This is a genomic window from Thioalkalivibrio sp. ALE9, assembly GCF_000377445.1.
Taxonomy (GTDB): domain Bacteria; phylum Pseudomonadota; class Gammaproteobacteria; order Ectothiorhodospirales; family Ectothiorhodospiraceae; genus Thioalkalivibrio.
Map to the genome: position 1 here is coordinate 106,079 of NZ_KB898127.1, position 12,044 is coordinate 118,122.

At 67.5% G+C, this 12,044-nt stretch carries 10 protein-coding genes; 1 reads left to right on the forward strand and 9 read right to left on the reverse strand.

Translation table 11 applies throughout. From position 1 onward, the window contains the following. Positions 1 to 30 precede the first annotated feature (30 nt). The 5 genes from D106_RS0109440 to D106_RS0109460 all read right to left on the reverse strand — a co-directional run bounded on the left by D106_RS0109440 (position 31) and on the right by D106_RS0109460 (position 7,699). Positions 31 to 1,614, reverse strand: coding sequence for a DNA mismatch repair protein MutS (locus tag D106_RS0109440; protein WP_018877046.1), 1,584 nt, complete (start codon positions 1,612 to 1,614; stop codon positions 31 to 33). 149 nt (positions 1,615 to 1,763) lie between these two features. Beyond that, positions 1,764 to 2,930 carry an aldo/keto reductase gene (locus tag D106_RS0109445; RefSeq protein ID WP_018867529.1) on the reverse strand — a complete coding sequence of 389 codons (1,167 nt, stop codon included), beginning with the start codon at positions 2,928 to 2,930 and terminating at the stop codon, positions 1,764 to 1,766. A gap of 139 nt (positions 2,931 to 3,069) precedes the next feature. After that, the gene (locus tag D106_RS0109450; RefSeq protein WP_018877047.1) at positions 3,070 to 4,290 is read right to left on the reverse strand and encodes an acetoin utilization protein AcuC; all 1,221 of its coding nucleotides are present in this window, start codon (positions 4,288 to 4,290) and stop codon (positions 3,070 to 3,072) included. Next, positions 4,287 to 6,842: a nitric oxide reductase activation protein NorD gene (locus D106_RS0109455; protein WP_018879885.1), complete on the reverse strand. Its 2,556-nt coding sequence runs from the start codon at positions 6,840 to 6,842 to the stop codon at positions 4,287 to 4,289. The genes D106_RS0109450 and D106_RS0109455 overlap by 4 nt, the downstream gene beginning before the upstream one ends. Beyond that, entirely contained in the window at positions 6,839 to 7,699 is an 861-nt protein-coding gene (locus D106_RS0109460; RefSeq protein ID WP_018867533.1) for a CbbQ/NirQ/NorQ/GpvN family protein, read from the reverse strand. The genes D106_RS0109455 and D106_RS0109460 overlap by 4 nt, the downstream gene beginning before the upstream one ends. Positions 7,700 to 7,918: 219 nt before the next feature. Here D106_RS0109460 and D106_RS0109465 point away from each other — a divergent pair, with 219 nt between their 5' ends. Further along, entirely contained in the window at positions 7,919 to 8,236 is a 318-nt protein-coding gene (locus tag D106_RS0109465; protein WP_018877049.1) for a hypothetical protein, read from the forward strand. Between the two features lie 376 nt (positions 8,237 to 8,612). Here D106_RS0109465 and D106_RS0109470 read toward each other — a convergent pair whose 3' ends face one another. From D106_RS0109470 to D106_RS0109485, 4 genes are read right to left on the reverse strand one after another with little or no spacing between them, the layout of a single operon-like run. Then, complete coding sequence (locus D106_RS0109470; RefSeq protein WP_018879886.1) at positions 8,613 to 9,482, reverse strand: glycine betaine ABC transporter substrate-binding protein; 870 nt, start codon at positions 9,480 to 9,482, stop codon at positions 8,613 to 8,615. Positions 9,483 to 9,534: 52 nt separating this feature from the next. After that, positions 9,535 to 10,377 carry a proline/glycine betaine ABC transporter permease gene (locus tag D106_RS0109475; RefSeq protein ID WP_018877051.1) on the reverse strand — a complete coding sequence of 281 codons (843 nt, stop codon included), beginning with the start codon at positions 10,375 to 10,377 and terminating at the stop codon, positions 9,535 to 9,537. Position 10,378: 1 nt separating this feature from the next. Beyond that, positions 10,379 to 11,584 (reverse strand): glycine betaine/L-proline ABC transporter ATP-binding protein ProV, encoded by a 1,206-nt coding sequence (gene proV / locus D106_RS0109480; protein ID WP_018867537.1) that lies wholly within the window; start codon positions 11,582 to 11,584, stop codon positions 10,379 to 10,381. A 55-nt stretch (positions 11,585 to 11,639) separates the two neighbouring features. Further along, positions 11,640 to 12,023 carry a hypothetical protein gene (locus D106_RS0109485; RefSeq protein WP_018879887.1) on the reverse strand — a complete coding sequence of 128 codons (384 nt, stop codon included), beginning with the start codon at positions 12,021 to 12,023 and terminating at the stop codon, positions 11,640 to 11,642. Positions 12,024 to 12,044 lie beyond the last annotated feature (21 nt).

Below are 12,044 nucleotides of genomic sequence, written 5' to 3' on the forward strand. Positions count from 1 at the left end.
CGATCTCCAGGGAGCACCCCGGATCAAGGCTCAGCTGTGCTCGGCCCCAGCCTGCGCGGTGGGCAGCTCGGCGAAGTGCTCGCGGGCGCGGGCCACCAGCTGCGGCGGCAGGCCGTTCTTCTCCGCGATGGTCAGACCGAAGGAGACGCCGGGCTCGCCAATCAGCAACCGGTAGGTGGGCGACAGGGTCTCCGCGTCGAACTGCATCGAGGCGTTGACGATGCCCGCATGCTGTGCGGCGTAGTCCTTCAGCGGCGCCAGGTGGGTGTTCACGATCCCGCGCGTGCCCCGCGCGCGCAGTTCGTCCAGCATCGCCATCGCCAGGGCCGCGCCCTCGTCCGGGTCGGTGCCCGTGCCCAGCTCGTCCAGCAGGATCAGGCTCTCGGGGCCGGCGTTTTCGAGGATGCGTTTCAGGACCTCCACATGCCCGGCGAAGGTCGACAGGTGGTGGAACAGGCTCTGGTTGTCACCAACATCCACCATCACCTGATCGAAACGCCCGATGCGGCAGTCCTGTTCGGCCGGGATATGCAGCCCGCACCACGCCATGGTGACCAGCAGGCCCAAGGTCTTCAGCGCGACCGTCTTGCCACCGGTGTTCGGCCCGGTGATCAGCAACAGCGGCTGCTCGCCATCCAGCCGGATCGACAGCGGCACCGGCTGCGGGCCGTTGCCCTCGGCAAACTGCAACAGCAGCAGCGGATGGTAGGCCTCGACCAGCTCCACGCCCGCCTCGGCCTCCAGCCGCGGGGCGTGGGCATTCATCTGGGCCGAGAGCTGCGCCGCGGCCGAGGCGAGATCGATCCAGGTCAGCGCGGTCAGCATCAGCTCCAGCGGCTCGCCGTACTGGCGCACCACATCGGTCAGCTCGCGTAGCAGGCGCTGCTGCTCGGTGTTGATCTGACCGTTGACCGTATCCAGCTGGTTGTTCAGCGGCACCGCCTCGATCGGCTCCACGATCTGGTCGCGCCCGCCCATGGCCGTGCCTCGGCGCACGCCCTTTACCGCGCTGGCGGCATCCCCGCGCAGCACCATCACGGCGCGCTCCTGGTGCCACTGAACCTTCAGCGCGTCCTCGCCCTTCTGCGCGACATCGGAGGCTGCCAGACGCTTCTTTACCACCGCCTCGACCTCGCCGCGCAGGCGGTTGCGCTCGCCAAAGGCCTCGACCAGTGATGCACTGGCGTCCTCGCGCAGCGAACCCCCAGGATTCAGGCACGCGGACAGACGCTCTTCCAGTGCCTCGGGCGGATACAGTTTGTTCAGGTCGGCCGGGTAGATCTCCGGCGTATCGGCGAGCTGGTCCGCCAGCTCGCGGGCATGACGCATGATGGTCTGCAGGTTGTGCAGCGCCTGCACCGGGAGGGCCGCGCCGGGATTGGCCGCCTGGCGCAGCGCCGCGCGCACGTCGGGAAGCTGGCCCAGCCGCGGCAGGGTGCCGGCGTCCAGGCGCTGGCGCGCGACGGTTACCGCCTTTTGCAGGGCCCGGGCGGCATCCAGGTTCGGCGCCGGCTCCAGGCCGCGCGCGGCATCGGCACCGTAGGGGGTGGCAGTCAGGCGCTCCAGCAGGCGCTGGATCGCGGGAAATTCGAGGGCCTTCAGATCAACCTGCATGGCATACCTTTGTGCATGAATTCGCGATTGCAGCCGGGGCCCGGGACCCTGTGGGAGCGTGCTTGCACGCGAAGCCCCTGCCAAAGCCGGATGCAGGCAGGGGCTTCGCCGGCAAGCCGGCTCCCACCAGGGAAAGACCCGGCTCCGGCTTACTCCTCGGCCTTCTTGAACATGCCAAGGTAGGCCTTCTTGTCCATCATCGGCTCGCGCATCACCGCCAGCATGTCGTCCAGGTGCGCCGGCGTACTCATGCCGACCAGCGAGGTGCCCAGCCCCGGCGTGGAACGGTTGAACTGCATCGCGCGCTGAGCCGGATTAGGCAGGCTGGCCAGCTGCTGCTCGACCACCTCCACCGACTGCTGCGCCAGATGGCCCTTGAGCATGGAGTGCGAGGCAATCATGTACACCTCGAGCTGGTGGGCGGCCTGCAGCGGGCTCGCCACGTTGCCCTGCCCGGTGGCGGTGTTGAAGCGGGTGAACCCCTCCAGCATCACCTGGTTGAAGGGGAGCATCGCGATCTTGAAGTGATGCCGGGCATGGTCGTCGCCGGTGACGGTCTGCGCGGCGCGCTCGGCCAGCCCCTGCATCGAGGTCAGCGACTGGAACACCGCGGCATCGGTCTCCTCGCGGAAGCCCTCGAAGGTGGAGATGCCGTAGGCGCGGATCTTCTTCTCGCGCGCGGCCCGCTCCAGCACCTCGAACACCGGCTCCAGCTTGCGGTTGGTCGCTTCCTTGCCGATCTCGTGGATGTGCACCTCGGGCTGGTCGATGATGAAGGCATCCAGCGTCTCCACCCCCATCAGCGAGCGCGACAGCTCCATCTGGTAGTGGATGTATTCCGGCGTCAGCAGGTGCGCGCCCTTGGCCAGGTCGTCCTTCGTCCCCATGCCCTGGGACTCGATCTCGCGCTGGAACCAGGCCTCCATGTCCTCCGGCGGCCCGCCGCGCAGCGTCAGGAAGCCGCCCTTGGAGATCAGGAACATCGCCTCGCGCGGGACCCCGGCCTCCAGCGCGGTGCGCACACCCGCCCCGACGGCCGCCAGCGAACGCCCGTACCGGTAGTGCGCGCCGGTATCCACCACGTTGACGCCCTCGGTCAGCCCGCGCGCGACGATCGCGGAGATCTGCGCGTCCACCTCGGCGGTGGCCGCGCCGCCGAAGGTGCCGATGCCGAGGCTCGACAGGCGCATCTTCGCGCGCGAGAACTCGCTGTAATGCCCCTCGGCGGCCTTGCCCTCGGCCACGAACTGCTCCGCGTAGCGGCGCGTTGCCTTGGCATTGGCGTATCCGGGTATCAGTTTCTGCTCGGACTCCATGCGTCTCCTCGCTCGATCAGACGTCGTACCGACCGGGTGCCCCCAGCCTGCAAGCTGTGGAATCCTACGTCAGCCGACGGGATTTGCGAAAACCCGCAGGTGGGCCGGGCTACTCCCACCCCGCCTCACTCCGCCGCAGTCAGCCTTGCGCGAACAAAGGATGCGTGGCTAAAAGGTGCTCCAGGCGGGCGTTGAGTTCAGGACGGACCGGGCCCGAGCGGTCGGCGTCGAGGCGGGAGACGAACAGGTTCTCGTACCAGTCCTCCTCCTCGTCCATGTCCCAGTCGACCTCGCGCAGCAGGTTCTGGCCGGCCTCCGGGATCGCGGCGGGGAGCTCGCGGCCAGTCAGCAGGGCCCAGACCCCGGTCCAGCAGCGCGCCAGCGCCAGCGGGTGATAACCGCCGCCTCCGAGCACCAGGAGCCTCGGCGTGCCGTCGGCGTGGCGCGGGCTGGTCTCGATTACGTCGTCGATGCACTGGAGGAAGCACTGGGTGGAGATGCCGAACTTGCCGAGCGGGTCCGGCAGCAGCGCATCGGTCCCGGCCTGGACCACGACCGCATCCGGCTGCCAGCGGGTGCGCACGGCCTCCCAGACGGCCGTGAAGGCGGCGCGGAACTCCGTGTCGTTGGTCTCCTTGGGCAGCGGCAGGTTCACGGCGTTGCCCAGCGGTCCGGTGTCCTCGATGCGCCCGCCCTCGAAGGGGTAGCCGTATTCGGTGTCCATGTGCAGGGAGACGGTGAGCACGTCCGGGTCGTCGGTGAACGCGGCCTCGACCCCGTCGCCGTGGTGGGCGTCGATATCCAGATACAGCACGCGCTGCCCGGCCTGGCGCAGGCGCAGGATGGCCAGCGCCGGGTCGTTGAAGTAGCAAAAGCCGCGCGCCTGGTCGGGGGCGGCGTGATGCATGCCACCGGCCGGGTTGAAGGCCATGCGCCCGCCCAGCACCACCTCGGCCCCCTGGATGGAGCCCCAGGTGGCAGTCGCCGGAGTAGCGAAGAAACCGGCGAAGAACGGGTTCTCGAAGTTGCCGATGTTGTGGCGGTCGCGGTAGCGCTGAAAGACCTTGCCCAGCGCCTCGGCGCGCTGCATCGCGGCGACGTACTCGCGGGTGTGAAACCATTCGAGCTCGGCCGGCTGTGCCTTGCGCGATACGGCCATCTCCTGCGGCGTGATCGCGTCATAGGCCTCGATCAGGTCGATGGTCAGCGAGACGCGCGGGATCCCGAGCGGGTGGTTGTCGCCGTAGCTGTGCCCGCGATAGCGCGGGGCATGCAGCAACGTGGCATGACGACGGGCCGGCTCCGAGTGCCGGGCCGCGGCCCCGGTGGATGCATCGATGGATTCGGGGGTGGCACTCACTGGCGCAGCCTCAGGTAGATCTCGGGCAGACGGCGCGGCAGCTCGTCCACGTGGTCGATGATGGTGTAGTGGCCGGGACCGAAGATCGCCGGCAGGTATTCCGAACCGGACGGGTCCAGGGTGATGCAGAAGGGGTGGACGCCGGCGTCCACCGCCTCCTTCATCGCCATGCGCGTGTCCTCGTGCAGGTAGCGCTGATCGCCGCCGTCGTCGTAGTCGGCCGGGCGGCCGTCGGACAGGATCAGCAGCAGTCGGCGCTGGGCCGAGCTGCGCCGGAATGCCTCCAGCGAGTGCCGAATGCCCGCGCCCATACGCGAGGCCAGACGCCCGGAAACCCCGGCGATGCGGGCGCGGACGGTGTCGTTCAGGTCCTCGTTGAAGTCCTTCAGCCAGTAGTAGTTGACCTGGTCGCGCTGCTTGGAGGCGAAGCCGGAAATCGCGTAGGGGTCGCCGACCTTCTCGATCGCCTCGGCGAACAGCATCATCCCCTCGCGCACGCGGTCGACGATCTTGCCCTGCCCGCCCGGGTGGCGCGCCATGATCGAGGTGGACATGTCCGCCAGCATCAGCACGGCGGTATCGCGGTGCTGCACCGCACGGCGGCGGTAGATGAAGGCCTTGGGCGACAGCCCCGCCTTCTTGTCGGCGATGTAGTCGATCACCGCCTCGGTATCCAGTTCGTCACCGTCGAGCTGTTTCCTCAGCGGCGCCAGGCGCATCGGGCGCTGCATCTCCAGGCCGCGGGTCAGGCGCTTCAGGGTATCGGCGTTCTCCGACAGGATCGTGGCCGCCCGCTCCGGGTCCTCGTCGTCCAGAACCCGCTCGTAGAGGTTCACCCAGTCGGAGATGTAGCGCTGCTCGCGGTAGTCCCACTCCGGATACGGGATGCCGTCCTTCTTCGGGGTGTAGGGCGCGGCGCGCTTGGCCACCTGCGCCGGCTGCGGGATGCCCGTGCCGATGCGCCCGCCGGTGCCGGAAGTCTCCTGCTGCGGGGTCTGGATGTCGGCGTCCGGGTCCTTCTGCGCCTGCTCCGGGGCCTGCTGCGGCTGCTCTTCCTGTTTCTGGTGCTCGAACTTGTGCTCGTCGTGCGCCTCGTGGTCGCGGAAGTCGGCCAGGCTGCCGTCGCGTTTGCGCTGCGGATACACCGGCAGCGACTGGTTCAGCGACAGCCCGGGCAGATAGGCCTCGGCGCGATCCTCGATGGTGATCTCGGGGAAGGCCTCGTCGGCGAACAGCTCCTCGCCGACCGCCCAGGCGGTTACGACGTCCGCGTCCGGCTCCAGCACACGCGCCAGACGCGGGTCCTGCGGCTCGTCGCGCAGCAGGGCCTGGTGGGCCTTCAGTGCGAAGTCGAAATAGACGCCGGCCACGCCCTCCGGGCGACCGTGGACCTCGGCCAGCGCCACCAGGCGTGGCAGGAAGTTCGGTATGCGCGGGGCCAGGCGCGCGTTTACGCGCAGGTCTTCGGCCAGGTCGAACAGCACCTGGAAGCGGAACATGCGCGCCTCGAAGGGCGCGAACAGCGGGCGCCAGGTGATGCGCGACTTGTCGTCCAGCGGTGGATGCTCGGCACCCGCGCGTGCGAACAGCCGCTCCACCTCGCTGTGCGCATAGGTATCGAAGGCGAGATGCGCGGCCGCATGCTGGGTGGCGACGATCGCCTCCTCGCGCGAGTCCATTACCGCCGGCATGAACAGGCGCCGGCCATCGGTCTCGAGCATCGGACGGCCCTCGCCCGGCTTCCAGCTGGAATCGGCCAGCGGGATGTCGGCGTCCAGCCAGGCCATCAGCACCAGGCGCAGGAAGCGCCCGTGCATGCGCGGGCGAAAGCCCGGCAACGCCTCCAGCAGCAGCTTCAGGCTCTCGTCGCTCTCCAGGCGAAAGTACGCCTCGCCGCGCGAGCGCCCGGCCTTCAGCAGGTCCGCGCCGCGTCGCGCCCAGGACAGCAGGCCCTGGTCGCCGACCAGGTTGCGGGCGATCGGCGCACCCTCGAGGTAGGCATCCAGGGTCAGGCCGCGCTCGTCGAACAGGGTCTCGGCCGGCTCGATCAGGGCGCGCAGGCCGTCGATGCCACGCCCGCCGGCGAGCTTCTCGAAGTCGGTCTCGAAATAGGCCCGGGCATCCGGGAGACTGCGCGCGCACCAGCGCAGGCCGATCTCGGCCCACTCGCGCTCGCCGGCCTCGCCCCAGGCGTCATACACGCGATCGGCCTGGGCCATGAAGCCTTCCAGGGCATAGTTCGAGTTGACCCACTCCTTGAAGCGGGCCGCCTGCTCCAGCCACAGCTCCACCGTCTGCATGTGCTCGGCGAGTCGCGCCGAGTGGCGCATGAAGCTCTTGCCCGACTCCCGGTCATGGAAGAACAGGTCGCGGGCCGTCTCGATCCAGCGCCGCGCAATGGTGGCGCCGAACGGGCGGATAGCCGGCAGGGCTTCCTTCGTGTCGCGGTGGGCGACGAAGCTGATGTCCTCCAGGTGCTGGAGGATTTCCTCGATCTCGACGAGTTCTTCCGCCTCCGGTTTCGCGCCGCCGTTGGTCGCGATATCGCTCACGCGGCTTCGGACTCGGGGAAGTGGGCGTCGAAGATCTCTTCCAGCGCCTGGATCAGCTCGGGGTCGTCGGTGATCGGGGCGATCATCGCGGCACGGCAGGCCACACGCGGGCTCAGACCGGCCTGCATCAGTTCGCCGGCATAGGCGAGTGCTCGGGTGGAGGTCGCCTCTTCCAGCCCATGGTCCTTCAGGGCCCGGGCCTTGCGCCCGGCCGCCACGAGTTTTTCCACGCGGTCGGCATCCAGGCCGCCGGATTCCTTGGCCACGATCTCGCGCTCGACATCCTCGGCCGGGTAGTCAAAGTGGATGCCGACAAAGCGCTGCTTGGTCGAGGGCTTCAGATCCTTCAGCACGGTCTGATATCCCGGGTTGTAGGAGATCACCAGCATGAAGTCCTCGTGCGCGTCGATGATCTGGGACTTCTTGTCCAGCGGGAGCTGGCGGCGGTGGTCGGTCAGCGGGTGAATGACCACGGTGGTGTCGGTACGTGCCTCGACGATCTCGTCGAGGTAGCAGATCGCGCCCTCCTTGACCGAACGGGTCAGCGGGCCGTCCTGCCAGACGGTCTCCTCGCCTTCCAGCAGGAAGCGGCCGACCAGATCGGAGCTGGTCAGGTCCTCGTGGCAGGAGACGGTCACCAGCGGCTGGCCGAGGGTGTGCGCGACATGTTCCAGGAAGCGGGTCTTGCCGCAGCCGGTCGGGCCCTTGAGCATCACCGGCAGGCGCTTCGAGTACGCCGCCTGAAAGATCTCGATCTCGTCACCCTGGGGCTTGTAGAAGGGGGCACCGCCCGCGTCCCCCGGCTTCTCGATGACATCGCGTTCCACACCGCGGATGCGGTTGATCAGGTTCTTCATGGGATCTCCGGCAGGGACTGGTGTATGCGCGTGCGCAGCGTTACCCTCCAGCGCGCTGGGCGGGCGGCCAATCGTGTTCGCGCAGGCTTTGTTGTATCATTTGCTGTTTATATTCTATCGAACCTGCGCACTTGCATGAACCAAACGCCCCACGGCTGCGGGGTTGGGCGTGCAAAGGCGCCCGTCACTCGGATTCAGCGCTTCAACAGAGGACCCGGTATGAAACTTGTCAAACTCGTCAAGCTGAACAACCTGCAGTACAACCCGAACCGCGACCCGAACGTGTACCGCCGTCCGATCAACGAGGAATTCCGGGTCCAGGCCATGCTGAACGGCTCCGGCAGCGCCAGCTGCAAGTTCTCGGTGGAAGGCGAAACCCTGTGCGAGGGCAGCGTGTCCCTGCCGGGTACCTTCGATTGCAAGTTCAGCTTTGATACCGCCGGCACCCGCATTGGCGACCTGGTGATCGAGGGCAATGGCGAGACCTTCCACGAGAAGATCCGCATCGACGTGCTGGAGCACGCCTGGATCGGCTGATCCCGGATCGCCCCACCCCGCGGCTCGTCCCGGGGCGCGTCACTCAAAGGCCCCGCGGCGACCCGCCCGGGGCCTTTCGCGTTTCTGGACCAGCCACAGTAGCGGCCCGCTCAAAGCACCCGCCCCCGCCATCCCGGACGCCCGCCAATCTTCATCGTGACCGGAGAATGCCGACAACGTGTTCCATTCGCCCCGTCGTCCGCCCCTGAACCGAACTTCTCCGTGCTGTTCGTGCCCTCCGCCCCCTCCGTGCTGCAATAGCCCTTGCCCTTCTTCGTGCCTTCGTGCGCTTCGTGGTGAAACAAAATGCAGTGGCCTGAACGAAGAAAGCCCCACCGGGGCGGGGCTTTCGGGTGCTGCGGGTAGTCCGTGCTGATCAGTCGATCACGCCGGTCACCCAGTACTGCACGTACTCCGGGTGGTCCTCGATGAAGCGGTCCACGGCCTCAGCGTAGGAGTTCTCCTGGGCGTAGAACATCGCCTCTTCCAGCACGTCCAGGTTCAGGTGCATGCGCGAGATCATCATCGCGACATCGTGATACTCCTCGGCGAAGCCCTCGCGGGCCAGGGCATGGATACGCTCGAAGCCGCCCAGGGCCTCTTCCGGGTCTTCCAGGTAGCGCAGGTCGTAGGCGCCGAACTTCCAGTGCGGGCTCCAGCCGGTGACGACGATCCATTCATCACGACGGATCGCCCGGTCCAGCGCGGAGGTCATGCCCGCCCCGGAGGAGATCTGCAGGCTGTAGCCGTCCAGGCCGTAGGTCTCGAGGGCCTCTTCCGAGAGCCGGGTCAGGCCCGCACCGGGATCGATCCCGGTAATGCGGCCGTCCAGACGATCACGGACCGAGTCCTTCTTCAGGTCCTCGATGGAGCCGAGTTCATCCTCGGGCACGTAGTCCGGCACCACCCAGCCCAGGCGGGCATTGCCGTACAGCGGGCCGAGGTTCACCACGTCCTGCCCGACACGTTCCATATAGTCGGCATGGGTCCCCGGCAGCCAGGCCATCAGCATCATGTCGATATCGCCGGAGGCCAGGCCCTGATACTGCGGGGCGATGTCGGTCTGGATCAGTTCGACCGAATAACCCATCTCGTCCTCGATGACGCGTTCGGCCAGCTTGGTCACGAACTCGGCGTCGGACCATGCGGTCCAGCCGATCTGGATATCGTCGGCCTGCGCGGTGGACAGGCCCATGGAGGCGGCCAGCACGCCGCCCAGCAGGGTTGAAGTCAGTGTCTTGTTCATCTTGCTACTCCTTCCTTCGAGTGAAACGGATGGCGCCGCGCACGAGCCCGAATCAGCCGCTCGCCTTGCGCCGCAGCCCTACGCTCTGGGTGATCCGGTCGAGCAGGATGGCGAGGATCACGACGCCCAGGCCGCCCTCGAACCCCAGCCCGACATCGAGCCGCTGGATACCGGTCAGCACGGTATTGCCGAGCCCGCCGGCACCGATCATCGACGCGATCACCACCATGGAGAGTGCCAGCATGATGGTCTGGTTGATGCCGGCCATGATGGACGGCATCGCCAGAGGTAACTGAATCTTGGTCAGAAGCTGGCGCCGATTGCAACCAAACGCCAGCCCCGCCTCAATCTGCTCGCGGTTGACCTGGCGAATACCAAGGTTGGTCAGGCGCACCACCGGCGGCATACAGAACACCACCGTGGCGATCGCACCCGGCACGGTGCCCAGCCCGAAGAAGATCGCCGCCGGGATCAGATAGACGAACGGCGGCATGGTCTGCATCAGGTCCAGCACCGGACGGATCGACGCCTCGACCCAGTCGCTGCGCGCCATCGCCACACCCACCGGCATGCCGATCGCCAGCGCGACGGCGGTCGCCGCGAGCACCAGCGACAGCGTCTTGATCGTGGGCTCCCACAGGTCCATCCCCAGGATCAGCCCCAGCGCCACGATGGCGAAGATGCCGAAGCGCCAGCTAACCCGCCACCAGCTGAGCCCGACCAGGATCAGCACCAGCAGCCACGCCGGGATCGCCAGCAGCGCCCCCTCGAAGGAGTTGGTCAGCAGCCCCAGGAACCAGGCGATGCCGTCCAGCGCGGGCTCCAGATTGTCGAGGATCCAGTCGACCGCGGTCTCGATCCAGTCCCCCACGGGGATGTTGATGCGTCCTTCCATGTCAGTGATCTCCGTTCGCGGCGGCCGCGTTCCGACTGCGATCGAGGGCCTCGACCAGGCGCTGCAGGGTCACCAGCCCCCGGAACTGTCCTTCCGCATCCACTACCGGGATGGACACTGGCGCCTGCGCCGCCCGGCCCGGGAGATTCGCGAGAGGCGTGTCCTCGCCCACCGGCTCGACCTCCACGGCCACCTCGCTCGCGGGGCGGTCCACGGTCAGCTCGCCCAGGCGCTTGGCCTGAACCACGGACTGGAAACGCCCCGCGGCATCGACGATCACGGCCTCATTGCCGGGCACGCGCGCAATGCGGCTACGGGCCTCGCCGGCCGTGGTATCCGCCGCGAGGACGGGGATGGTCTCGCTGTCCATGATGTCGCGCGCCTGGAACACCTGGGTGATGTCCACCCCGTGAAAGAACGAACGCACGTATTCGTTGGCTGGATCGAGGATGATCTCCTTGGGCGTGCCAACCTGCACCACCTCGCCGCCCTGCATGATGGCGATGCGATCGCCGATGCGGATGGCCTCGTCCAGGTCGTGGGAGATGAACACCACGGTCCGCCGGTGCTCGCGCTGCAGATCCAGCAGCCGGTCCTGCATCTCGGTCCGAATGAGGGGATCCAGCGCGGAGAAGGCCTCGTCCATCAGCATGATGGAGGGGTCGGTCGCCAGCGCCCGCGCCAGCCCCACGCGCTGTTGCATGCCGCCGGAAAGCTCGTCGGGGTAACTGCGGGCATGGGCCTTCAGGCCGACCTGGTCGAGCGCCTCCAGCGCGCGCTCGCGGCGCCGGGCACGGCCCACGCCGGCGATCTCCAGCCCCAGCGCGGCGTTGTCGATCACGGTCTTGTGCGGCATCAGCGCGAAGGACTGAAACACCATCGCCAGATCCTCGCTGCGCAGCCGGATCAGCTCGCGCTGACTCATGCGCGTGACGTCACGCCCGCGGACCTCGACGGTCCCCGCGGTCGGCTCGATCAGGCGGTTCAGCAGCCGCACCAGGGTGGACTTGCCGGACCCGGACAGCCCCATCACCACGAAGATCTCGCCTTCGGCGATATCCAGGTTGCAGTCCTTCACGCCCACCGTGTTGCCGGTACGCTCAAAGATGGTGTCCTTGTCGAGCCCGTCCTCGATCAGCCGCAGGCCCTCCTGCGGGTTCGGGCCAAAGACCTTGTACAGCTCGCGCACCCGGATGATGGGGTCCATTCGACGATCTCCCTGCAATACACCTCGCGGCGCCAGGCCCCGCGCGGGCCGATGGCTACCAGTCGTACTGGCGGACGAATTCGGGCAGCTTGTCGATCATCTCGTCGCGCCCGAAGAAGCGATCGGCGCGGGCCAGGCGCATTTCATCCTGGATGTCCTGATCGCCACCAAAGCAGAATACCGGAAGGTTGATCTGGTATTCCATGCGCAGCATCCGGATCACGTCGAGCGGATCAAAGGCCTCGATCTCGTCCAGGTCCAGCAGCAGGAATCGGTACAGCAGGATCTCGTTCCACGGCCCGAGCTCATCCAGGTCGGTGACCTGGTGCATCTGCCACTCCGGCGGCAGCTGGGCCTGCAGGCGCTCGCCCATCGCGCCGTCCCGGGTCATCAGGATCAGGCGTTTCTCCAGGCGGCGTTCGATCGTCGGTTCGGACATGCGGCTTCTCCGGCGTTCGTG

Excerpts from the sequence above, each read along its gene's own strand:
- D106_RS0109460 (WP_018867533.1), bottom strand. The coding sequence starts at position 7,699 with ATGAAGAACCTGATCAACCGCATCCGCGGTGTGGAACGCGATGTCATC.
- D106_RS0109445 (WP_018867529.1), bottom strand. The coding sequence starts at position 2,930 with ATGGAGTCCGAGCAGAAACTGATACCCGGATACGCCAATGCCAAGGCA.
- D106_RS0109465 (WP_018877049.1), top strand. The coding sequence starts at position 7,919 with ATGAAACTTGTCAAACTCGTCAAGCTGAACAACCTGCAGTACAACCCG.
- D106_RS0109475 (WP_018877051.1), bottom strand. The coding sequence starts at position 10,377 with ATGGAAGGACGCATCAACATCCCCGTGGGGGACTGGATCGAGACCGCG.
- proV (WP_018867537.1), bottom strand. The coding sequence starts at position 11,584 with ATGGACCCCATCATCCGGGTGCGCGAGCTGTACAAGGTCTTTGGCCCG.
- D106_RS0109485 (WP_018879887.1), bottom strand. The coding sequence starts at position 12,023 with ATGTCCGAACCGACGATCGAACGCCGCCTGGAGAAACGCCTGATCCTG.
- D106_RS0109470 (WP_018879886.1), bottom strand. The coding sequence starts at position 9,482 with ATGAACAAGACACTGACTTCAACCCTGCTGGGCGGCGTGCTGGCCGCC.
- D106_RS0109440 (WP_018877046.1), bottom strand. The coding sequence starts at position 1,614 with ATGCAGGTTGATCTGAAGGCCCTCGAATTTCCCGCGATCCAGCGCCTG.